This is a genomic window from Sphingomonas adhaesiva (genome assembly GCF_036946305.1).
Lineage (GTDB): Bacteria > Pseudomonadota > Alphaproteobacteria > Sphingomonadales > Sphingomonadaceae > Sphingomonas > Sphingomonas adhaesiva_B.
Map to the genome: position 1 here is coordinate 132,422 of NZ_JAQIJJ010000005.1, position 23,002 is coordinate 155,423.

The 23,002-nt window shown below is 68.6% G+C and carries 19 protein-coding genes and 1 pseudogene; 9 read left to right on the forward strand and 11 right to left on the reverse strand.

Annotated elements, in window-relative coordinates:
* Positions 1–12 precede the first annotated feature (12 nt).
* On the forward strand, positions 13–735 hold the full coding sequence (locus PGN14_RS09730) for a DUF4163 domain-containing protein (protein ID WP_335299318.1): 723 nt from the start codon (positions 13–15) through the stop codon (positions 733–735).
* 105 nt (positions 736–840) lie between these two features.
* Here the strand turns inward: PGN14_RS09730 and PGN14_RS09735 are convergent, their stop codons facing one another.
* Positions 841–1,680 carry an NAD(P)-dependent oxidoreductase gene (locus tag PGN14_RS09735; RefSeq protein ID WP_335299319.1) on the reverse strand — a complete coding sequence of 280 codons (840 nt, stop codon included), beginning with the start codon at positions 1,678–1,680 and terminating at the stop codon, positions 841–843.
* Positions 1,681–1,764: 84 nt separating this feature from the next.
* Here PGN14_RS09735 and PGN14_RS09740 point away from each other — a divergent pair, with 84 nt between their 5' ends.
* Both PGN14_RS09740 and PGN14_RS09745 read left to right on the forward strand, forming a co-directional pair.
* Entirely contained in the window at positions 1,765–3,006 is a 1,242-nt protein-coding gene (locus PGN14_RS09740) for a threonine ammonia-lyase (protein WP_335299320.1), read from the forward strand.
* An 85-nt stretch (positions 3,007–3,091) separates the two neighbouring features.
* Positions 3,092–3,829, forward strand: coding sequence for an arginyltransferase (locus PGN14_RS09745; RefSeq protein WP_335299321.1), 738 nt, complete (start codon positions 3,092–3,094; stop codon positions 3,827–3,829).
* Between the two features lie 199 nt (positions 3,830–4,028).
* Here PGN14_RS09745 and hslO read toward each other — a convergent pair whose 3' ends face one another.
* From hslO to PGN14_RS09775, 6 genes are all read right to left on the reverse strand, one after another.
* Positions 4,029–4,976 carry an Hsp33 family molecular chaperone HslO gene (gene hslO, locus PGN14_RS09750; RefSeq protein WP_335299322.1) on the reverse strand — a complete coding sequence of 316 codons (948 nt, stop codon included), beginning with the start codon at positions 4,974–4,976 and terminating at the stop codon, positions 4,029–4,031.
* Positions 4,977–5,126: 150 nt separating this feature from the next.
* Positions 5,127–6,044, reverse strand: a complete 918-nt coding sequence (gene argF / locus PGN14_RS09755; RefSeq protein ID WP_335299323.1) for an ornithine carbamoyltransferase — start codon at positions 6,042–6,044, stop codon at positions 5,127–5,129.
* 146 nt (positions 6,045–6,190) lie between these two features.
* The gene (locus tag PGN14_RS09760; protein ID WP_335299495.1) at positions 6,191–7,363 is read right to left on the reverse strand and encodes an aspartate aminotransferase family protein; all 1,173 of its coding nucleotides are present in this window, start codon (positions 7,361–7,363) and stop codon (positions 6,191–6,193) included.
* Positions 7,364–7,603: 240 nt separating this feature from the next.
* Positions 7,604–7,876: a hypothetical protein gene (locus tag PGN14_RS09765; protein WP_335299324.1), complete on the reverse strand. Its 273-nt coding sequence runs from the start codon at positions 7,874–7,876 to the stop codon at positions 7,604–7,606.
* Between the two features lie 196 nt (positions 7,877–8,072).
* A complete protein-coding gene (locus PGN14_RS09770; RefSeq protein ID WP_335299325.1) occupies positions 8,073–9,212 on the reverse strand; it encodes an acyl-CoA dehydrogenase family protein in 1,140 nt (379 codons plus the stop codon).
* Between the two features lie 182 nt (positions 9,213–9,394).
* The gene (locus PGN14_RS09775) at positions 9,395–10,138 is read right to left on the reverse strand and encodes a helix-turn-helix transcriptional regulator (RefSeq protein WP_335299326.1); all 744 of its coding nucleotides are present in this window, start codon (positions 10,136–10,138) and stop codon (positions 9,395–9,397) included.
* A 106-nt stretch (positions 10,139–10,244) separates the two neighbouring features.
* On the opposite strand from PGN14_RS09775, the gene PGN14_RS09780 reads away from it, so the two are divergent.
* Both PGN14_RS09780 and PGN14_RS09785 read left to right on the forward strand, forming a co-directional pair.
* Positions 10,245–10,907 carry a TetR family transcriptional regulator gene (locus PGN14_RS09780; RefSeq protein ID WP_335299327.1) on the forward strand — a complete coding sequence of 221 codons (663 nt, stop codon included), beginning with the start codon at positions 10,245–10,247 and terminating at the stop codon, positions 10,905–10,907.
* Between the two features lie 67 nt (positions 10,908–10,974).
* Positions 10,975–13,443, forward strand: coding sequence for a TonB-dependent receptor (locus PGN14_RS09785; protein ID WP_335299328.1), 2,469 nt, complete (start codon positions 10,975–10,977; stop codon positions 13,441–13,443).
* 50 nt (positions 13,444–13,493) lie between these two features.
* Here PGN14_RS09785 and PGN14_RS09790 read toward each other — a convergent pair whose 3' ends face one another.
* A complete protein-coding gene (locus tag PGN14_RS09790) occupies positions 13,494–14,477 on the reverse strand; it encodes an ornithine cyclodeaminase family protein (protein ID WP_335299329.1) in 984 nt (327 codons plus the stop codon).
* Positions 14,478–14,514: 37 nt separating this feature from the next.
* Here PGN14_RS09790 and PGN14_RS09795 point away from each other — a divergent pair, with 37 nt between their 5' ends.
* Positions 14,515–14,997 carry an Lrp/AsnC family transcriptional regulator gene (locus PGN14_RS09795; protein ID WP_335299330.1) on the forward strand — a complete coding sequence of 161 codons (483 nt, stop codon included), beginning with the start codon at positions 14,515–14,517 and terminating at the stop codon, positions 14,995–14,997.
* 112 nt (positions 14,998–15,109) lie between these two features.
* On the opposite strand, the gene PGN14_RS09800 is transcribed toward PGN14_RS09795, so the two are convergent.
* Positions 15,110–16,336 (reverse strand): aminotransferase class V-fold PLP-dependent enzyme, encoded by a 1,227-nt coding sequence (locus tag PGN14_RS09800; protein ID WP_335299331.1) that lies wholly within the window; start codon positions 16,334–16,336, stop codon positions 15,110–15,112.
* A gap of 140 nt (positions 16,337–16,476) precedes the next feature.
* On the opposite strand from PGN14_RS09800, the gene PGN14_RS09805 reads away from it, so the two are divergent.
* Positions 16,477–17,652 carry an aromatic amino acid transaminase gene (locus PGN14_RS09805; RefSeq protein ID WP_335299332.1) on the forward strand — a complete coding sequence of 392 codons (1,176 nt, stop codon included), beginning with the start codon at positions 16,477–16,479 and terminating at the stop codon, positions 17,650–17,652.
* A 125-nt stretch (positions 17,653–17,777) separates the two neighbouring features.
* On the opposite strand, the gene PGN14_RS09810 is transcribed toward PGN14_RS09805, so the two are convergent.
* Positions 17,778–18,629: an ABC transporter permease gene (locus tag PGN14_RS09810; RefSeq protein WP_335299333.1), complete on the reverse strand. Its 852-nt coding sequence runs from the start codon at positions 18,627–18,629 to the stop codon at positions 17,778–17,780.
* A gap of 76 nt (positions 18,630–18,705) precedes the next feature.
* Between PGN14_RS09810 and PGN14_RS09815 the strand changes: the two are divergent.
* Positions 18,706–19,462 (forward strand): annotated as a pseudogene (locus tag PGN14_RS09815) (GcrA family cell cycle regulator).
* 546 nt (positions 19,463–20,008) lie between these two features.
* Here PGN14_RS09815 and PGN14_RS09820 read toward each other — a convergent pair.
* Complete coding sequence (locus PGN14_RS09820) at positions 20,009–20,896, reverse strand: outer membrane protein (RefSeq protein WP_335299334.1); 888 nt, start codon at positions 20,894–20,896, stop codon at positions 20,009–20,011.
* 116 nt (positions 20,897–21,012) lie between these two features.
* Here PGN14_RS09820 and parE point away from each other — a divergent pair, with 116 nt between their 5' ends.
* Positions 21,013–22,989, forward strand: coding sequence for a DNA topoisomerase IV subunit B (parE, locus tag PGN14_RS09825; protein ID WP_335299335.1), 1,977 nt, complete (start codon positions 21,013–21,015; stop codon positions 22,987–22,989).
* Positions 22,990–23,002: the final 13 nt, after the last annotated feature.

Below are 23,002 nucleotides of genomic sequence, written 5' to 3' on the forward strand. Positions count from 1 at the left end.
GAGAGGATTGAGATGCGGATCGGATACCTGTGTACGCTGCTGGCCACGCTGACGCCGGCGGTCGCGATCGCGGCGCCGGCCACGACGGAGACATCGGGCTTCAGCTACGCCTATCCACCCGCCGCGGCGCGCGTCGCGCCGTTGCGCGCCTGGCTGGAGGCGGATCGCAAGACGCTGTACGCACGCTTCGCCGCCGATGTCCGCGAGGCGAAGCGCGATGCGAAGAAGGACGGCTATCCCTATCGCGACTGGGATTTCCAGAAGGGATGGTCGGTCGTCACCGAGACGCCACGCTTCCTCAGCCTGTCGGGCAGCCTCTACACCTACACCGGCGGCGCGCACGGCGGCACCGGATCGCTGGCGCTGCTGTGGGACAAACGCGCGCAGCGCCGGCTGGCGCCGACCGCGGTGTTCGCCTCCTCCGCTGCGATCCAGTCGGCGATCGGCCGCGCCTTCTGCGACCGGCTCGACATCGAGCGCGCGAAGCGCCGTGGCGGCCCGGTGAAGCGGTCCTCCGGCAGCACCGGCTTCGACAATTGCCCCAAGGTGTCGGAGGCGACGCTGATCCTCGGCTCCACCGACCGCCGCGCGATCGACCGCATCGGACTGCTGGTCGATCAATATGTCGCGGGGCCGTATGCGGAAGGGATGTACGAGGTGACGCTGCCGGTCACGCCCAGGCTGCTGGCCACGGTGAAGCCGGACTATCGCGCGGCGTTCGCGATCGGGCGGTAGATCCGCGACCCGTCACCCCGGACTTGATCCGGGGTCCCGCTTTACCGCCACGTCACAGAAGAAGCGTCACCCCGGATCAAGTCCGGGGTGACGTAAAAGACGAGGCTATTTCGCCAGCCGCCGCACCAGCGCGCTGGTATCCTGCCGTGCGCCGCCCATCGCCTGCACCTCGGCATAGAATTGGTCCACCAGCGCGGTCACCGGCAGCGTCGCGCCGTTCGCCCGCGCCTCCTCCAGCGCCAGCCCCAGATCCTTGCGCATCCAGTCGATCGCGAAGCCGAAGTCGAAACGGTCCTCCGCCATGCTCTGCCAGCGGTTGACCATCTGCCAGCTCTGCGCCGCGCCGCCGGAGATCGCCTCCAGCACGCGATCGAGGTCGAGGTCGCTCTTCTGCGCGAAGCGCAGCCCCTCCGCCACGCCCTGCAACACGCCCGCGATGCAGATCTGGTTGACCATCTTGGTCTGCTGCCCCGCGCCCGCCGCGCCGACATGGACGATGCGCGCGGCATAAGCCTCCATCACCGGGCGTGCCGCCGCCATCGCCGCCTCGCTGCCGCCGCACATGATCGACAGCTTGCCCGCCTCGGCGCCCGCCTGCCCGCCCGATACCGGGGCATCGACCACCAGATCGCGTGCCTCCGCCAGCCGGCGCGCGATCCGCGCCGACACCGTCGTATGGTCGACGAACACCGCGCCCGCGTCCATCGCGGCAAAGGCACCGTCGGCGCCCAGCGTCACCTGCTCCAGATCGGCATCGTTGCCGACGCACGCGACCACCGCCTGCGCGCCGTTGGCCGCCGCCGCGGGCGTGTCCGCCACCGCGAGGCCCGTCGCCTCCGCCTTGCCGCGCGTGCGGTTATAGACGGTGACGTCGTGCCCCGCCGCCGCCAGATGCCGCGCCATGGGAGCGCCCATCACCCCGGTGCCGATGAATGCGATCTTCATGCGGACGGCTGATAAAGCCTCCCGGGACAGGCCGCTAGGGTCCGGGTGTTCCTATCGCGCGCGCGATCGGCTAGGTGCCGCGCGATGGCCACTCAGCTTGCGTCCGCCCCTGCCCTGCCCGTGTCGATCGAGGACGTGCGCGCCGCGCACGCGCGGATCGGCGATGCGATCGTGCGCACGCCGACCCTCATCAGCCGCACGCTGTCGCAGATGACGGGTGCCACCGTGTACCTGAAGTTCGAAAACCTCCAGTTCACCGCCGCCTACAAGGAGCGCGGCGCGCTCAACACGCTGCTGCAACTCTCCGCGGAGGCGCGCGCCAAGGGCGTCATCGCCGCCTCGGCCGGCAACCATGCGCAGGGCCTCGCCTATCACGCCAACCGGCTGGGCGTGCCCGCCACGATCGTGATGCCGAAGAACACGCCGATCGTGAAGGTGGTGCAGACGCAGGGCCATGGTGCCACCGTGATCCTGGAAGGCGACACGTTCGACGCCGCCTATGCGCATGCGCGCACGCTGGAGGCGGAGCGCGGCTTCACCTTCGTCCATCCGTTCGACGATCCGCGTGTCATCGCCGGGCAAGGCACGGTCGCTGTCGAGATGCTGGCCGACGCGCCCGACATCGACACGCTGGTGGTCCCGATCGGCGGCGGCGGGCTGGTGTCCGGCATGGCGACCGTCGCGCGCGCCGCGGATCGCGCGATCGAGGTGGTGGGCGTGGAGGCGGAACTCTATCCGTCGATGTACAACCGCATCAACGGCACCGACCACCCCTGCGCCGGCGACACGCTGGCGGAGGGGATCGCGGTCAAGGAGCCGGGCGGCATCACGTCGCAGATGGTGCGCGCGCTGGTCGATGACATCGTCCTCGTTTCCGAACGCTCGCTGGAAGAGGCGGTCAGCCTGCTGCTCCAGATCGAGAAGACGGTGGTGGAGGGCGCCGGCGCCGCCGGCCTCGCCGCGCTGTTCGCGCATCCGGAGCGGTTCCGCGGGAAGACGGTCGGCGTGGTTCTGTGCGGCGGCAACATCGACACCCGGCTGCTCGCCAATGTCCTGCTGCGCGATCTGGCGCGGTCGGGCCGGCTGGCGCGGCTGCGGCTGCGGCTGCAGGATCAACCGGGCGCGCTGTTCAACGTCGCGCGCGTGTTCGACCAGCAGCGCGTCAACATCATCGAAATCTATCACCAGCGCGTCTTCACCACGCTGCCGGCGAAGGGCCTGATCACCGACATCGAATGCGAGACGCGCGATCGCGCGCATCTCGATCAGTTGATCGCCGCGCTGCGCACCGCCGGGTTCGAGGTCAGCACGGTGGAACACGCCTGACCCGTTGCGGGGCAGTACGAACACTGGAAAAGGCGGCGCGGGGGGCGTACCGTGCCGGCCTGACACGTACAGGGGATAACAGGCGGTGACAGCGCCCTTCCGGTTTCCGCGCTTCTTCGTCACCAGCCCGCAGCCCTGCCCGTACCTGCCCGGCCGGCAGGAGCGGAAGGTGTTCACCGAGCTGTCCGGCCCCGACGCGACCGAGCTGAACGACGCGCTCGGGCGAATCGGCTTCCGCCGCAGCCAGTCGGTCGCCTATCGCCCCAGCTGTGCGGGCTGCGCCGCCTGCGTCTCGGTCCGCGTCATCGCCGCGCAATTCCAGCCCAACGCCACCCAGCGCAAGCTGATGCGCCGCCATGCCGATCTGGAGGTGACCGCCTGCCGCCCCTGGGCGACCGACGAACAATATCAGCTGCTGCGCCGCTATCTCGCCACGCGCCATCCCGGCGGCGGCATGGTGGGCATGGACGAGATGGACTATGCCGACATGGTCGAACAGTCCCCGGTCAATTCGGTCATCGTCGAATATCGCGAGCCGGGCACCGGCGGGATGCCGGGGCGGCTGATCGGCTGCTGCCTCACCGACCGGCAGGCGGACGGGCTGTCGATGATCTACAGCTTCTTCGACACCGATCAGGACGTGCGCCCGGGGCTGGGCAATTTCATCATCCTCGATCACATCGCGCGCGCGCGGGAAGCGACGCTGCCCTATGTCTATCTCGGCTATTGGGTGAAGGGGTCGGCGCGCATGGCCTACAAGACCCGCTACCGCCCGATCGAAATGCTCGGCCCGCGCGGGTGGACGCTGCTGGACGAAGAGTGACTCACCCCGTCATCCCGGGCTCGACCCGGGGTCCATCTCACCGCGCGCACAGCGTTCGTTGAACGATGGATGCCGGGTCAAGCCCGGCATGACGGCCGCCTTCCGTGTTCCGGCGAACGCCGGAACCCAGGGTCAAGCAGACTCACGATCGTTGTACCGTGTACCCTGGGCTCCTGCGTTCGCAGGAGCGCGAGTCCGCTCAATGCCGCGTCGACGACGCCTCCAGCGACAAATCCTCCGCGCGCAGCGGAAACACCGTCGCGCAGAAGGCGCAGTCGACCGCGATCACCCCTGCTTCGTCCGCCATCGTCATCCGCTCCTCGGACGGAAACTTGGCCAGCACCGAGCGGATGTGCTCGATCGTGCAGCGGCACCCGCGCACGATCGGCTGCGCGGCGAGCACGCGCACCTCGCTCTCTTCGTTGAACAGCCGCCACACCAGCGTCTCCAGCGGCAGCGCGACGTCGGTCAGTTCCTCCGCCCCGACCGTCTGCCCCAGCGCCGCGACATGCTCCCATTCGGGATGGTCGAGCCGGGTATGCAGCCGCTCGCGCCCCACCTCGCCCTCGGGCAAATGCTGGAGCAGCAGCCCGCCTGCGACGCACCGCCCATCTGCATCCTTGGCCATGCCGACGCGCACCAAAGTCGGGATCTGCTCCGACTGATAGAAATAGCTCTGCGCCGCATCGGCCAGCGTATCGCCGTCGAGCGGCACGATCCCCTGATAGCGCTCGCCGGTCGAGGCGAGGTCGAAGGTGATCGCCAGATAGCCCTTGCCGAACAATGCGAACAGCGATGGCTCCGCGGGCGCCTGCGCCAGCCGCTCGGCGTCATACTGGACGTAGCCGCGCACCTCACCGTCGCGATAGTCGCACACCAGCAAGGTGACGACGCCCGCCTCGGTCTGCGTCTGCATCGTCAGCTGTGCCGACGGATCCTTCAGCGTCGCGCCGATCAGCGCGGTCAGCGTCAGCGCCTCCGCCAGCAGCCGCTCGATCGCGGGGGGATAGGCGTGCGCGGCCAGGATCGTGTCCAGCACCGGCCCCAGCCGCACCACGCGCCCGCGCGCGTGGCGATCCGGGATGGTGAAGCCCAAGGCGCGGTCCCAATCGGGGCTGGCGAGGTCGGGAGTGGTCGTATGGGTCATCGGTCAGGTCCATCCGCCAACAGACGTCACCCCGGGCTTGACCCGGGGTCCCGCTACCTCGTGGCGCAGAAAAAGCGGGACCCCGGGTCAAGCCCGGGGTGACGAAGAACAATCAGGCGAGGCACCATGTGGTGGCGCCCCCGCCCGCGATCAACCGATCTGCCCGAAGCACCAGCGCAGCACCGCCTTCTGCGCATGCAGCCGGTTCTCCGCCTCGGCCCAGATCAGCGATTGCGGGCCGTCGATCACCTCCGCGGTCACTTCCTCGCCACGGTGCGCCGGCAGGCAGTGGAGGAACGCCGCATCGGGCTTCGCCGCCGCCATCAGCGCGGCATCGACCTGATAGGGCATCATCGCCGCGAGCTTGGTCTCGGCATGCGCCTGCCCCATCGAGATCCAGGTGTCGGTGACGACCACATCGGCCCCCGCCGCCGCCTCGCGCGGGTCGGACACGACGCGCGCGCGCCCGTTGCCGCGCACGATCGCCTCTTCCTCCGGCTGGAACCCCTGCGGACAGGCGGCGACGACGTCGAACTGCATCAGCCCGGCGGCCTCGACGATCGAGGCGAGCACGTTGTTGCCGTCGCCCAGCCACGCGACCTTCAGCCCGGGCAGCGCCTTGCCGCGCTCGATGATCGTCAGCAGGTCGGCCATGATCTGGCACGGGTGCGACGCATCGGTCAGGCCGTTGATGACGGGGACGGTCGCATACTGCGCCATCTCCTCCACCTTGGCATGGTCGTCGGTGCGGATCATGATCGCGTCGACATAACCCGACAGCACGCGCGCGGTGTCTGCCACCGTCTCACCACGGCCGAGCTGCATCTGCCCCGCCTCCATCACGATCGACTGCCCGCCCAGCTGACGGATCGCCATGTCGAAGCTGACGCGGGTGCGGGTGGAGTTCTTCTCGAAGATCATCGCCAGCACGCGACCGGCGAGCGGCGCATCGGCGTCGACCTTCCCCTTGGGCCACTGGCTACGCGCCTGCTTGCGGTCGAGCGCGTCGGCCAGCATCGCGGCGATCGCGTCCGCGCCGGCATCGGACAGGTTCAGGAAATGACGCATGGTATCAGCTCCTCCCCGCGGAGCGGGGAGGGGGACCGCTCGCGTAGCGAGTGGTGGAGGGGGATCGCCACGAACGATCCGCCTGCCGCGATCCCCCTCCACCAGCCTGCGGCTGGTCCCCTCCCCGTGCGGGGAGGATAAATCGATTATTCGTCCGCGACGGGCACGTACACGCGCGCCGCCTCGCTCAGCTTCTCGATGAACTCGGCGACGTGCGATTCCTCGATGTTGAGCGGCGGCAGGATCCGCACCACATTCTCGCCCGCCGACACCAGCAGCAGCCCATGGTTGTCGCGGCAATGCGCCACGAACCGCCGGCTGTCGCTGGTCAGCTTGATGCCCAGCATCAGGCCATGCCCGCGCACCGAATGGAACAAATGATCGTGGTTGGGGATCAACTGCTCCAGCGCGGAGCGCAGCCGCTCGCCCATCTGCGTGACATGGTCGAGGAAGCCGTCGCCCTGGATCACGTCCAGCACCGCCTCGCCCGCCGCCATCGCCAGCGGGTTGCCTCCATAAGTGGAGCCGTGCGTGCCGAACACCATCCCCTTGGCCGCCTCCGCGGTGGCGAGGCAGGCGCCCAGCGGGAAGCCGCCACCGATGCCCTTGGCCACCGCCATGATGTCCGGCACGATGCCGTACAGCTCGTGCGCGAACAGCTTGCCGGTGCGGCCATAACCCGCCTGCACCTCGTCCAGCACCAGCAGCAGGCCGTGTTCGTCGCACGCCTTGCGCAGACCCTGGAGGAAGTCCATCGACGCCGGGCGGATGCCGCCCTCGCCCTGGATCGGCTCGACCAGGAAGCCCGCGGTGTTGCCGTCGATCAGCGCGAGCGCGCCCTCCAGATCGTTGAACGTCGCATATTTGAATCCGGGCAGCAGCGGCTCGAACCCGTCGCGCATCTTCGCCTGATTGGTCGCCGAGATGGCGCCCAGCGTCCGTCCGTGGAAAGCGGTGTCGAAGGTGATGAGGTCGTGCCGCTCCGGATTGCCGTTGGCATAGTGATAGCGGCGCGCGGTCTTGATCGCGCACTCCACGGCTTCCGCGCCCGAATTGGTGAAGAACACCGTATCGGCGAAGGTCGCATCGACCAGCCGCTGCGCGAACTTCTCGCCCTGCGGGCTGCCGTACAGGTTGCTGACGTGCATCAGCGTCGCGGCCTGGTCCGCGATCGCCTTCACCAGCGCCGGATGGCCATGGCCCAGCGCGTTGACCGCGATGCCGGCGGCGAAGTCGAGATACTTCTCACCGCGCTCGCCATAGAGGTACGCCCCCTCGCCTCGCACCGGTCGCACGTCGCACCGCGGATAGACGGGCATCAGCGCGGGAACGGTTGCGGCGACGGACACGGGGCAGTCTCCTCCTGAAAGAGCAAGGGCGACCCGATGCGGATCGCCCGAGACGCGCTGATACCGGGAAAGCACGGCGCGAACAACACCGCACGGTGACGCTTCCTCACTCAAACCGTCATCCCAGCGAAAGCTGGGATCTTCTGCTGGTCTAGCCCGACGCCAACCACGCAAATGCCCCAGACTACGCTGGGGCGACGGCAGTAAGGATCAGGTCAGATCGGGCGCCACATCGAACCGCGCCTCCTGCGGCGGATCGAACGCCACCGCGGCCGGAACCACGCGCATGCCGTCGCCCGCATCGCTGGGGAACAGCATGTCCTCCGACGCCAGCGCACGCTCGGGCATCGCATAGCCGGCGGTATAGACCGGATTGAGCCCGGACACCGCATATTCGCCGGCCAGCGCACCAGTGCCCAGGCTCAGCGGCACGCCGGCGGCAAGGGCCAGCAAGATCAGGGTGTTGCAGGAACGGGTACGCATCGCTGCCTCCTCCTGTCCCCCACGCCGCGGATAACCGGATCGACGGCGAACGGTTCCCGAAGGGCGGTGAGGCATGCCCCACTCCGTCATCCCCGCGGAGGCGGGGATCCATACGCGCAGGTTCTCGAAAGATCCGGGACGGCAGCGTCAATGGATCCCCGCCTTCGCGGGAATGACGATCAGAAACGGACGCCCCCTACCCCACCACCGCGCGCGCGATCAGGTCGCGCTGGATCTCGTTCGACCCGGCGTAGATGCTGCCCGCGCGATTGTTGAGGTAGCGCGGCATCGCCACCGCGATCGCATCCGGCGCGTCATCCACCTCGTCCTCCCACCCGGCGGCGATCTCCAGCGCGAGATGGTCGATCCGCTGCGACGTCTCGGTTCCCAGCACCTTCAGCATCGACGGGCGCACCGCCGCGGACGGCCCGCCGCCCTCCAGCGCCGCCAGCTCGATCGCGCGCAGCCCGGCGACCGCCACCTCCTCGCGCGCGAACCGCTCGCGGTTGCCCGCATCGTCCCACCAACCCGTCGCCTGCGCCGCCTCGCGCACCAGGTCCAGCCACGCCGACAGCGATGGCGCGTAACGCCCACCGCGCTCGAAGGTCAGCAGATGCTTGGCGACGGTCCAGCCGTCATTTTCCTCGCCCAGCCGCCCCGCGACCGGCGCACGCACGTCGTCGAAGAACACCTGGTTGAACTCATGCTCCCCCGCCAGCGTCAGGATCGGCGAGACGGTGATGCCGGGCAGGTCCATGTCGAACAGCAGGAAGCTGATCCCCTGCTGCGGCCGTCCCTCCGCGCTGGTGCGCACCAGGCAGAAGATGCGGTTGGCGAAGTGCGCGTGCGTGGTCCAGATCTTCGACCCGTTGAGCACGTAATCGTCGCCGTCGCGCAGCGCGCGCAGCCGCAGCGCGGCGAGATCGGATCCGGCGCCCGGCTCCGAATAGCCCTGGCACCACAGATCCTCCCCCGACAGGATCCGCGGCAGCAGCGTCGCTTTCTGCTCGGGCGTGCCGTAATGCATGATGACAGGCGCGACCATCTTCAGCCCCTGCGGCGGCAGCGACGGCGCGTGGGCGCGCGCCGACTCCTCCGCGAAGATATAGCGCTGGATGTCGCTCCATCCCGGCCCGCCATGCTCGACCGGCCAGTCGGGCGCGGCCCAGCCGCGTTCGTGCAGGATCGTCTGCCATGGCCGCGTCACGTCGGGGTGGAAGAACACACTGGTCGCGCGCCGCCCCGCGCGGGCAAGATCGGGCGGCAGCCTCTCGGCCAGAAAGGTGCGCACCTCGTCGCGGAAGGCGCGGTCGGCGGGGGTCAGCAGATGCTCCATGGAACGGAGGATGACGCGGCACGGAAGCCGGCGCACCTGACGCACCTGTCAGGCCCCAGCCGCTCCAACCAAACCGTCACCCCGGACTTGATCCGGGGTCCCGCTTCTTCTGCTACCGACGTGAAGAAGCGGGACCCCGGGTCAAGCCCGTGGTGACAGCGAAACAACAGATCGAACCCACCTTACGCCAGCGTCCCCACGAACCCGTGCCCGGTCGCCAGCTGGATCATCCGCGCGCGCGTCGCCGCGCCCAGCTTCTCCGCGGCGTTGCGCAGGTGGAAGCGCACCGTCGACACCGACAGCGTCAGGATCGTCCCGATCTCCGCATTGGTCTTGCCCGCCGCCGCCCAGCGGACGCATTGCGCCTCGCGCGCCGATAGCTGTCCGGGGGTGAAATGGCGGCGCGGTGCGGACCATTCGGCATGCGCCGCCAGGAAGCGGATCGCCGCGGCGAACATCGCCTCGCCGCGCTGTGCGAAGACCGCGGCGACATCGACCGGCGTATCCGCCGCCCAGACGACCGCGCCCAGCCGCCCGCCCGGAAGATGCACCGGCGCGACCACCGCCGCGACGACGCCGGTGCGCGCGGTCACCGCGCTGAGGTCGACGCCGTCGAGCAGCCCGCTCGACCGCCACGTGCCTACGCGTCCCTCGCGATACCAGAACGGCTCCGCGATCAGCCGTGCCGCATGGAGCAGCGTCGCCTCCAGCGCCAGCCGCCGGTTGCGCCAATAGTCCGCATCGCGATCCAGCCAGCGGAAGCGCGCCGCGAACGGGCGCCCGTCGCGGTCCGCCATCGCGCCGGGATCGCCCAAGTCGCTCTGCGCCGCGAGATAGGGCAGCCCGGTCGCGCCGCCCAGCGCGACGACCGCATCGGCCAGCGCCTCCACCTGTGGCCAGGCGTGATCCTCATCCCCTCTCGCCATGTCGGGATCATGATCCCGCATCCTTCCTTACGCAAGCACTTAAACCACTTGGCAAGCCGGTGCCGGATGGTAGATGTCGGCGATGGCAAGGGGGCGGAAGGCCGGCGTGGCGGCCAATGATCAGGCGGGTGCGGGTGCTGGGCGCACATCGGCGGACGTGCTGCTGGATGCCGCCAGCGCGCTGATGGCGGAACGCAATTCGGTCGACATCACCTTCACCGACATCGCGGCGCGATCGGGGCTCAATTCTGCGCTGATCCACTATCGCTTCGGGGGCAAGGCGGGGCTGTTCCGCGCGCTGCTGGAGCGCGATGCCGGCGCGACCTTCCCGCATCTGGAGCGGCTGGTCGCCGCCGACCTGCCCGCGATCGAGAAGCTGACGCACCATATCCACGGCGTCATCAAGGTCTATTTCCGCCACCCCTATATGAACCGGCTGATCGCCGCGCTGGCGGTGGAAACCGATTCGGACACCGCGCGCTTCATGTCGGAGCGCTTCACGCGTCCGCTGGCGGCGGCGCAGCGCGCGATCCTGGAACAGGGCGAACGCGAGGGCGTGTTCCGTCATATCGATCCAACGCTGTTCCATTTCTCGCTGATCGGCGCGTGCGATTATCTGTTCACGGCGCGCCACGCGCTCAAATGGGCGTTCGGGGTCAGCGACATCGATGATGCGATGCGGCGACGCTACGCCGATCACATCACCGCACAACTGCTCCACAGCGTGCTGATCGCACCCATTCCCTTTACATCCATTCAAGGGGATTGATTTACGCGGGCGCGTAAGCAATTCTCCGGGTCGACAAGCGGGCAAACCGCATGACCGGGAGGATGGGATGAAGGGTACGACCGTATCGCTGCTGACGCTGGCCGTTATGCTGGCCGCGACACCGGCCTGGGCACAGGATGCCGCCAACGCCAGCACGCCGGGCACCACTGCGCAGGACCAGCCGGCCTCGCCCTCCGCCCCCGGCGCTTCCTCCAGCGTCGATCCGCGCCGCGAACCGCAGGCTGCCAGCGACAACGGCATCGCCGACATCGTCGTCACCGCGCAGAAGCGTGAGCAGAATCTTCAGGACGTCCCCGTCGTCGTCTCCGTGCTGAACCAGGCGCAGCTGGAAAGCGCCGGCGTGCGCGACATCAAGGACCTGCAGACGATCACACCGGGCCTCAACGTCACCTCCTCCACCAGCCAGGCACAGACCTCGATCCGCATCCGCGGCATCGGCACGGTGGGCGACAATCCGGGGCTGGAAAGCTCGGTCGGCACTGTCATCGACGGCGTCTATCGCGCGCGCTCCTCGGTCGCGTTCGGCGACCTGGGCGATCTGGAGCGGGTCGAGGTGCTCAAGGGGCCGCAATCGACGCTGTTCGGGAAGAACATGTCGGCCGGCGTCATCAACGTCGTCACCGCCGCGCCCTCGTTCACGCCCAAGGCGGAATTCATCGCCAGCTACGGCAATTACAACGCCTGGACCGTCTCGGGCAGCGCCACCACCGGGATCATCCCCGACAAGATCGCGATCAGCGTCTTCGGGCTGAAGCGCGAGCGCGACGGCTTCATGACGGTGCGCACCGGCGCCGGCCCGCGCACCAACACGCGCGACGCCGACGTCAACAATTACGCGCTGCGCGGACAGATCCTGGCGCGTCCGATCGACGGCCTCGATATCCGCATCATCGGCGATTATTCGAAGCGCGACGAGAATTGCTGCGCCAACACGGTGCTGATCGCGGGGCCGACGCGTGCCTTCGTCGACGCGCTGTCGCCGGACGAGGGGCTGTTGCAGAACGGCAAGCCATTCTCGCGCATCGCCTATGCCAATCGCGATACGCCCAACGTCATCACCGACTGGGGCGTGTCGGGACAGGTGGATTACGACCTGGGCGGCGACTTCTCCGCCACCTCGATCACCGCGTGGCGCTATTACAAGGGCGCCTATGGCTCCGATATCGACTATTCGTCGGTGGATATCTGGTATCGCCCGATCGACCAGAGCCAGAATACGTTCAACGTCTTCAGCCAGGAAGCGCGGATCGCATACAATGGCGAGCGATTGAAGTCGATCGTCGGCGCCTTCTATTCGAACGAGCGGCTGTATTCGGAGGTCGGCACCCGCTTCGGCCGCGATTACGAAAGCTATTTCGGGCTGCTGCTGTCGCAGGGCGCCAGCCGCAACACGGTGTCGGCGCTGACCGGGATCCCGGTGGGGCAGAATTTCATCAGCGATTCCGGCGCCTATGACCAGCATTACCACAATTCGGTGTCGTTCGCGGCCTTTACGGAGAATACGCTGACGCTGGTCGACGGTCTCGATGTCACGCTGGGGCTGCGCTATTCGGACGAGGTCAAGAACGTCACCTCGATCTTCAGCAACCTGACGCCGGGCAACGCCTGCCGCGCCGCGCTGGCACGGCCGATCCCCGCGGCGGCACAGACCGCGATCTGCGCCCCCACCGCCGATTTCGCGTTCGACAACGTCACCACGCAGCAGCGCCGTACCGAACGCCGCTTCAACGGCTCGGCGAAGGTGCAGTACCGCTTCTCGCCGCAGGTGATGGTCTATGGTTCCTATGCCAACGGCTTCAAGTCGGGCGGCATGAACCTGGATCGCGCGCGCATCCGGCCGGGCGTCATCAACCCCGACACGCAGTTCGATACCGAAAAGGTCGACGCCTATGAGATCGGTACCAAGACGACGCTGTTCGATCGTCGCGTGCTGGCCAATCTCGCGGGCTTCCACCAGCGCTACACCGGCTTCCAGCTCAACACCTATACCGGCATCAGCTTCCTGGTGGCGTCGATCCCGGAGGTGACCAGCACCGGCGTCGACTTCGACTTCCTGTGGAACACCGGGATCCAGGGGCTGACGCTGAACGCGGGCGCGACCTATGCCGATACGAAGTTCGGCAGCTTCACCCCGCCCGCCGGGATCAGCGCGCGCCTGCCCAACAACACCCTGCCCTATGCCGCGAAGTGGAACGTGACGGGCGGCTTCACCTCGACCCAGCCGGTCGGTGCCGGGCTGGAACTGACGTCCAGCGCCTCGGTGAAATGGACCTCTGCCTATAACACCGGATCGAACCTCGACCCGCTCAAGGTGCAGCAGCCGTTCGCGCTGGTGAACGCGCGGCTGGGCGTCGGGCCGGAGAGCAAGTCGTGGTCGCTGGAGGTCTGGGCGCAGAATTTGACCGATGCGCAGGTGACGCAGGTCGTCGTCGACCAGCCGCTGCAATCGGGCACCTACGGCACCTTCCTGGCCCCGCCGCGCACCTATGGCGTGACCGGGCGGGTGCGGTTCTGAGGAACGGAACGGGCGTCACCCCGGGCTTGACCCGGGGTGACGGGAGACAATCAGCCCCGCGCCACCAGATACCGCAGCGCCGCCAGATCCTGCACGACATGGCCCAGCGACTTGTAGAGCGTCACCTGCTCGGCCGACTCGCGTCCCGGCACCATCCCGGCCAGCACCTCGCCGATCTCGCCCGCGATATGGTCGTCGCCTACCGCGCCGTCCGCCTTCGCCACCAGGAACTCCGCCGCCGCGGCCAGCGCGGAGCGGCGGCTGTCGGCGATATAGCGGCTGCGCACCACCAGCGCGGTGTCCACCTCGACCGGGCCGGCGTGGCTGGAACCGACGATGTTGACGTGCGCGCCCGCGCGGACCCATTCGCCCAGCAGGATCGGGGAGGTGGCGCCCGTGACCGTCGTCACGATGTCGCACGCCGCGGCCGCGCGCGGGTCGGCCACCGCGCGGAGCGGCAGCCCGGTGGCGGCGGCCTCGCGCGCCACGAAGGCCTCGACGCGCGCGGCGTCGCGGCCCCACACCAGCACCTCAGACAGCGGCCGTACCAGCGCCAGCGCGCGCAGGTGCGACGCCGCCAGCGCGCCGCAGCCGAACAGCCCCAGCGTCGTCGCGTCCGCGCGGGCCAGCGCGTCGGTTGCCACCGCGCTGGCGCAGGCGGTGCGGATATCGGTGATCGCCGCCGCATCGCCGATCGCCGCCACCGCACCGCTGTCGGGATCGAACAGGATCACCACGCCGCGATGCGCCGATCGCCCCGCGCGTGCCGGATCGGAAAAGGCGGTGATGACCTTGGCGCCGAACGCCGCCGGCGCGCCCAGCCCGCCGGGCATCAGCGCGAACAGCTTGCCCGGCGCGGTCTCGACGATCTGGCGCAGCGGCTGGTCGACGCCGTCGCTGCTGAACCGCTGCATCGCCTCGCGCACCGCGGCGATGCAGCCGGGATAGTCGAGCGCGGCGACGACCGCATCGTGATCGAAGAAGGGAAAGTCCGCCATGCCGCGCACCTTGTCGGCATCCCTGCGCGACGTCATGCTTGATCTGCGCCCGCGCGTGCATAATCATGCCGGGATGAGCGACGACCTGTCCACCATCGACCTGAAGATCCTCGAACAGGTGCAACGCGATTGCTCGCTGTCGACCAGCGAGCTGGCCGATCGCGTCGGCCTGTCGCAATCGCCATGCTGGCGCCGGCTCCAGCGGCTGCGCGACGAAGGCTATATCAAGGGGCAGGTGGCGCTGGTCGACCGCACCCGCTTCGGCCCCAACCTCTTCATCTTCGCGACGCTGAAGATCGCGACGCTGACCGAGGAGCAGCGCGCCGACTTCCTGCGCAAGCTGGAGCTGACGCCCGAGATCCTGGAATGCTATTCGATCTTCGGCGAGCGCGACCTGATGATCAAGGTCATCGCGCCATCGATGGACTGGTATCAGAATTTCATCTTCAAGACGATCCTGAAGCTGCCCGGCGTCATCGACATCCAGTCGACCGTGACCCTGTCCGAGATGAAATACACCACCGCGCTGCCGGTCCGCGGCACGCGGGCGTTGTAGCCGCCGCTCCCCACCTCCACGTCACCCCAGCGAAGGCTGGGGTCTTCCGCGGTCATCCGTCACGTCCGCCAATCAGGAGATCCCAGCCTTCGCTGGGATGACGGTGGCAGCCTCACACCTTCGGCAGCGCCCCCAGAAACCGGTCGATATCCGCATGCCCGTTCTGCACCGACGGCGTCAGGCGGAAGCGGTTCGCGCCGATGGTCAGCCGCACCTTCGCCGCCGCCATCGGCGCCGTCAGCCGCTCGCGCGCGCCCGCCAGCACGCAGGTGACGATCGGCGTGCGCGCCTCCGGCGGGGTCATCAGCGGATAGCCGCGCCGCGGCAGCTCCTGCTTCAACCGGTCGGTCAGTTCCTGCGCATGGCGCTGGATCGCGGGCACGCCCAGCGCCGCGATATAGGGCAGCGTCGCGCCCAGCTGCGCGATCACCGCATGCGCATGCGTGCCCAATGCAAAGGCGCCGGTGGCATCGGGCGAGAAGTCGTAATCCGCGATCGTCGCGCCGGGCGGGTCGAGCGGATAGACGTGCGGGGTGAAGGTCTTCATCCCGTAATAGCCGTAATTGCTCCGCTTCAGCCGCGGCAGCACGTCGCGCCGGACATAGAGGAAGCCCAGCCCGAAATCCCCCATCAGCCATTTGTAGGTGGCGCACGCCGCAAAATCGACGCCGCTGGCCTTCACGTCGACCGGCACCGCGCCCGCGGCATGGATGATATCGGCATAGACCAGCGCGCCGGCGGCATGCGCGATGTCGCACACCGCCTTCAGGTCGTGCTCGAACCCGTTGATCGTGGAGACCAGAGACAGCGCGACCAGCTTCGTGCCTTTTCGCACCGCGCGGCGCATGTCCTCGATGCGGATTCGCCCGTCGACCGGGCGCAGCCACGTCACCTCGCATCCCTGCCGCGCCATCTCCTCGTACAGCGGGATCGAGCCGAAGAAGTGCAGCGTATCGGTGACGATATGCCCGCCCGCCTGCGGCAGGCCCAGCGCGCGCAGCACCATCTGCTCGCCCGCGGTGGTGCTCTGCACCCAGGCGATCTCGTCCGCGTCGGCGTTGATCAGCTTTGCGAAGGCGGCGCGCGGCGCCTCGTCGTCCAGCACATAGCCCTGCGCCGCGGGATCGAGCGTGCGCTTCGCCAGATACGCTTCCACCGCCGCCTTCCCCACCAGCGGCATCGGATGCTGCGACCCATTGTCGAGATAGGCGATGTCGGTCGCGGCGAAGTCACCCGCACGCGCCAGTGCCCCAGCCGGCGGCGTGGCACGGACGGCAGCGGCGGGCAGCGCGGCGGCGGCGGTGCTGGCGGCGAGATATTGACGTCGGGTGAGGCGCATCGCGCTGCTCCTTGGATAACGGACACCGGGCTACGCACCGCCGCGCGCCATTTCCATGCGATTGTCGGGCACAAATCGGCAAGTTTGTGCGCACGCCGCCGGGTAGTGACGTCGGCGACGATCATGCGGGGACGATTGCGATGACCGACAGCCTTTTCGCCAACCTGCGCGAGCAGGCACCCGACGGCCTGATGGCGCTGATGATGGCATTCCGTGCCGATCCGCGCGCCGGGAAGGTCGACCTGGGCGTCGGCGTCTATCGCGACGATCACGGCAACACGCCCGTGATGGCGGCGGTGAAGGCGGCCGAGCGCATCCTGCTGGAGCGGCAGGAGACGAAGGTCTATCTCGGCGTCGATGGCGACCTCGCCTTCGTCGAGCGGCTGGCGCCGATCGTGTTCGGCGACGCGGCGCATCCCTTCCGTGTCGGCATGCAGACGCCGGGCGGCACCGGCGCGCTGCGGCTGTCGGCGGAGCTGGTCGCCGCCATGTCCGACACGCCCGTGGTGTGGGTGGGCGAACCGACCTGGGCCAACCACATCCCCCTGTTTCGCGCCGCCGGGGTGACGGTGCGCACCCACCGCTTCTACGACGCGATGGCGGGGCGCTTCGACCTCGACGCGATGCTCGCCGACCTGGAACAGGCCGAGGCGGGACAGGCGCTGCTGCTCCACGGCTGCTGCCACAACCCGGCCGGGGTCGATTTCACGCTGCCGGAATGGGAGCGGATCGCCGAATTGGTCGCACGCCGCCGCCTGCTGCCGATCGTCGATCTCGCCTATCAGGGGCTGGGCCGCGGGCTGGAGGAGGATGCCGCCGGGCTGCGCCTGCTCGCCGACCGGGTCGAGGCGGTGGTGGTGGCGTATAGCTGCGACAAGAACTTCGGCCTCTATCGTGAGCGTACCGGCGCGCTGTGGGCGCAGGTGCGCGACGCCGGGTCGCTGGCGAAGGTGCGCAGCGGGATGCGCAATCCGGCGCGCACCTGCTGGTCGATGCCGCCCGATCACGGCGCGGCGGTGGTCCGCATCATCCTCGAGTCGCCCGAGCTGACCGCGCTGTGGCGCGAGGAGCTGGAGGTGATGCGGCAGCGCGTGCTGGCGTTGCGCGAGCGGCTGGCGGCGGCGCATCCCGCGCTCGCCCCGCTGGCGGCGCAGACGGGCATGTTCGCGCTGCTGCCGATCCGCCACGACGCGGTGCTGGCGCTGCGCCGCGATCATGCGATCTACGTCGCCGACGACGGCCGCGCCAATCTGGCGGGGTTGCACCCCGACATGATCGATACGCTGGTCGCGGCGCTGCGGCCGTATCTGGGATGACCTCCGTTCGTCTCGAGCAGTCGTCGAGCCTGTCGAAACGGCGTATCGAGGGATCGCCCGGTTGCAGTCTCTCGATACGGGACTCGACAGGCTCGATCCCTACTCGAGGCGAACGGCGGACGTTATCAGCTCTTCAGCTTCCACCCGCGCCGCAGCAGGACGTAGCACAGCACGCCCAGCACCACGTCGATCGCCAGGATCACCACGCTGCCCAGCAGCACCGGCGAATCGGCCGTCCCCAGGAAGCCGTAGCGAAAGCCGGAGATGACGTAGAAGAACGGGTTCACATGGCTGAACGCGCGGAACGCGGGCGCCAGATGATCGACCGAGTAGAAGGTGCCCGACAGCAATGTCATCGGCGCGATGACGAAGTTGGTGACCGCCGCGGCATGATCGAACTTCTCCGCCCAGATCGAGGTCAGCACGCCCGCCAGCGCCAGGAACGCCGCGCCCAGCAATCCGAACCACAGCACCGCGCCCGGATGCCGCGGCACCACGTTGACGCCGGGCCACAGCGACATGGCGAGGAACACCGCGAATCCGACCAGGAACGCGCGCGTCACGGCCGCGCCGGTCAACGCCGCCAGTACCTCGGCGGAGGACAGCGGCGGTTGCAGGTAATCGACGATATTGCCCTGGATCTTGCCCACCAGCAGCGAGAAGCTGGCGTTGGCGAAGGCGTTGTTGAGCATCCCCATCACGATCAGCCCGGGCGCGACGAAGTCCGCGAACGGCACCACCTCGCCCCCCAGCATCACCGGGCGGCGCGCACCGTTGGCGATGGTGAAGATGACCAGGAACAGCAGGGTCGTGACCGCCGGCGCCCAGATCGTCTGGAGCTGCACCTTGAAGAAACGGCGCACCTCCTTCACATAGAGCGTCTTCAGACCACCCCAGTTGACGTTGCGGATCACCGGCTCGCCGGGGGCGCTGCGGATCGCCGAAGGGATCTGACCGATAGGAGGCTGGCTGCTCATCGCGTCTGCGGTTAAACGCTGGCGCCGCCGCCTGCAACCGGCCCGTGCCGGCACGTGTGAAGTGAGGAAGTGACGAATGTCGTGGACCGAAGAGCGCATCGATACGCTCAAGACGATGTGGGAGGCGGGGCAGACCGCCAGCCAGATTGCCGAGGCGCTGGGCGGCGTCAGCCGCAACGCCGTGATCGGCAAGGCGCATCGCCTGGGCCTCCAGTCGCGCCCCTCGCCCGTCGTCAGCAAGGAGGAGGCGCGTGCCAAGGCCGCGCCCGTCGCCGCTGCGCCACCCGCCGCAGCTGCACCGCCCGCGCCGCCCCCCGCGCCCGAGCCGGAGCCCGTCGTCGCGGCACCGCCCCCCGCGCCCGAACCCGCCACCCCCGCCGCCGTTCGTGACCGCCGCCGCGCCGCGCCCGGCCGCGCCCGCGATCGAGGACGAGGAGGAGGAAGACGAGACGGAGGAGGCCGCCCCCGCGCAGGCCGCCGCCCCGGCGCCCGCGCCGCAGCCGGTGCTGCGTTCGGTCGGCCCGGGCGGGTTCGTTCGCCAGGCGCCCGGCGAGCAGCAGCCGCCGATCGCCCCCGCCCCGCCGCGCCGTCTGGTCCCCGCCAAGGTCGCGCCCGAGTTCGCCAACAAGACCTCGCTGCTCGATCTCAACGACAAGATCTGCAAATGGCCGCTGGGGCATCCGGGCGAGCCGGACTTCCACTTCTGCGGCGAGAAGGTGAACCCCGGCTTCCCCTATTGCGTCGCGCATTGCGGCCATGCGTATCAGGCGCAGCTGCCCCGCCGCGACCGCCGCGCCCCGCCCCTGCCGTTCGGCGGACCGCGGGCGCGCTAGGCCCGGCTGGCGCGGGGGCAGGCTCATGGGGCCGCCCCTGGGCAGGCCTGTTCCACCCGTCACCTCAGCGAAGCTGGGGCGAGAAATTCCGGCATCGCCGGGATGAGGACGTCGGGCGAACCCATGCGCAAGGTTGGTTGCTGACGCACATCAAGGCGTTAACGACCATGGTCGTGCAGAATCGAGACATGATCCGCCGCCTACTCGCTCACCTCGTCCGCCCGCTTCACGCCTCGTCGAGCGCAACGTGCGACGTCTGCGGCGATGACACGCCCCCGTCCGAACGCCGCTGCCGGACGCTGGCCTGCGCCCTTTACTGGGTCGCGTGGTAGCAACCTGAAATCCGTCGCCCCTGCGCAGGCAGGGGCCTATCTCTGTTTCCACGAGCGACATCGTCGAAGGATAGAGAGACAGGCCCCTGCCTGCGCAGGGGCGACGGTTACGAGGCGCGCCGCGGCGAAGCCGCGTCGTCGGTCGTGACCACGTCACGCCGGCCGGGCGGGCGTGAGTCCAGCGCCAGCCCTGCTGGCGCGGGCCACGCGCCGCCTAGAACCGAAACGCCGCGGTCGCGCGCAGGCTGTGCCAGCGGAACTTGTCGTCCGATCGCCGCAGGTCGGTGCCGTCCACCGTCCCGCCGTTCGCCGCATTGGTGAACGGCGTCCCCGCCGGCCCCGCCACGCGGACGCGATAGTCGTTGTCCTGATATTGGTGGTACAGATATTCGAGCCCGACCGAGAAGTTGTTCCCGATCCGCTGCTCGATCCCGCCGCCGCCCTGGATACCGAACTGGTTGCGATCGCCGCGCCCGGTGAAGGTGTTGGTGCTCTGGCTGGACGAGAATTCGCGGTTGATCCGCGCATAGCCCGGCCCGAACGTGCCGTAGAACAGCGTCGAATCGTTGGGCGTGAACCCGGCGCGCGCGCGAATCCCCGCTTCCCACGAAATGTCGCGGTACATCACATAATTGGCCGGCGTGCTGGAGAAGCCGGAGACGCTGTCGTTGATCTCGGTCTTGCCGAACTCGCCGACCACGCCGACCACGATGCCGCCCATCTGATGGTCGAACCCGATCCGTCCGTAATAGCCCCAGGCGTCGCGATCCTTGCGGCAGCCGGTGCCGGCGGCAAGCGCAGGCGCGTTCGCGCTGGTCGCGCCCGGCGCGTTGGCGCTGGTCGCCCCGCCGCCGCAGAAGCCGGGCGCGAAGGCGTTGCCGCCGGTCGCGGTCAGCACGCTGTCGCCGAAGCGCCCGTCGAGATTGCGATCGAACAGGATGCGCGACCCGCCGTCGTTGGGCTGCACGTCATAGCCGCCGGCCGCGCCGACATAGATCCCGCTGAATCCCTTGCTGACCATCGGATCGCCGCCGACCGATTCCTGCGCCAGCACCGGGGTGGCCGCGAGCATCGCGCCCGCGGCGAAAAGATACGCCTTCATCCATACGCTCCCTGATAGTCGACACCGCAACGGGGCTGATCCGGATCAGGTTGCGTGACATTTGGTTTCCCGCCGCGCGGTGTTGGTTTCCACCGCGCACGCTATATGACGGTGGCATGTCCGATCTGTTCGCCTCCTCCACCGCCGGCTCCCCCAGCTACGATGCGTCGTCGATCGAGGTGCTGGAGGGGCTGGAGCCGGTGCGGCGCCGGCCCGGCATGTACGTCGGCGGCACCGACGAGCGCGCGCTCCACCACCTCGCCGCCGAGGTGCTCGACAATGCGATGGACGAGGCGGTGGCGGGGCACGCCACCCGGATCGAGGTCACGCTGGAACCGGGCAACCGCCTGACCATCGTCGACAACGGCCGCGGCATCCCGGTCGACCCGCATCCGAAGTTTCCCGACAAATCGGCGCTGGAGGTGATCCTCTCGACGCTCCACTCGGGCGGCAAGTTTGCGGGCAAGGCCTATGCGACCTCGGGCGGTCTCCACGGCGTCGGCGTGTCGGTGGTCAATGCGCTGTCGTCGGAGACGGTGGTGGAGGTGGCGCGCGACCGCCAGCTCTACCGCCAGCGTTTCTCGCGCGGGGTGACGATGGGCGCGCTGGAGACGGTCGGCGCCGCCCCCAATCGCCGCGGCACCACGGTCAGCTTCGTCCCCGATACCGAGATCTTCGGCCCCGAACTGCACTTCAAGCCCGCGCGCCTCTACAAATTGGCGCGGTCCAAGGCGTACCTCTTCGCCGGCGTCGAGATCCGCTGGAAATGCGCGCCCGAGCTGCTTCAGGACCAGACGCCGGCGGAGGCGGTGTTCCAGTTCCCCGGCGGCCTGTCCGACCATCTCAAGGAACAGATCGGCGCGCGCGAATGCGCCACCGCGGATTTCTTCGCCGGGCAGCAGGACTTCGCCGACCAACAAGGCAAGGTGGAATGGGCGGTCGCCTGGCCGTTGTGGAGCGAGGGCAGCTACAGCTGGTATTGCAACACCATCCCGACGCCCGACGGCGGCACCCACGAACAGGGGCTGCGCCAGGCGCTGGTGCGCGGCCTGCGCCAGTTCGGCGAGCTGGTCGGCAACAAGAAGGCGAAGGAGCTGACCGCCGACGACGTGATGGTCGGCAGCGAGCTGATGCTCAGCGTCTTCATTCGCGACCCGCAATTCCAGTCGCAGACCAAGGACCGGCTGACCTCGCCCGAGGCAGCCGGGCTGGTCGAAAAGGCGATGCGCGACCATTTCGACCACTGGCTGGGCCAGAACATGGAGCGCGGCCGTGCGCTGCTCGGCTATGTGCTGGAGCGGATGGACGAACGCCTGCGCCGCAAGGCGGAGCGCGAGGTGAAGCGCAAGACCGCGACCTCCTCGCGCAAGCTGCGGCTACCCGGCAAGCTGACCGATTGCGCCGCCGACAGTCCGGAGGGGACCGAGCTGTTCATCGTCGAGGGCGATTCGGCGGGCGGCTCCGCGAAACAGGCGCGTGATCGCAAGACGCAGGCGATCCTGCCGATCCGCGGCAAGATCCTGAACGTCGCCAGCGCCACCAGCGCCAAGATCCTCGCCAATCAGGAAATCGCGGACCTGATCCTCGCGCTGGGCTGCGGCACGCGCAAGGACTGCCGCCCCGACAATTTGCGCTACGAGCGCGTCGTCATCATGACCGACGCCGATGTCGACGGTGCACATATCGCGACGCTGCTGATGACCTTCTTCTTTCAGGAGATGCCCGATCTGGTGCGCCGTGGGCACCTCTATCTGGCGCAGCCGCCGCTTTATCGACTGACGGCGGGGACAAAGAGCCTGTACGCGCGCGACGACGCGCACCGTGCCGAGCTGGAGCGCACCGCGTTCCGCGGCAAGAAGGTGGAGGTGGCGCGGTTCAAGGGCTTGGGCGAGATGAACCCGGCGCAATTGCGCGAGACGACGATGGACCCGGCGAAACGCAGCATGATCCGCATCACGTTGCCGCAGGAATATGAGGAGCGCGCCGGGGTAAAGGATCTGGTCGACCGGCTGATGGGGACGAATCCGGCGCACCGCTTCGCGTTCATCCAGGAGAATGCGGCGCGGCTGGATGGAGAAGCGATCGACGCGTGAGGGCTATAGAGCA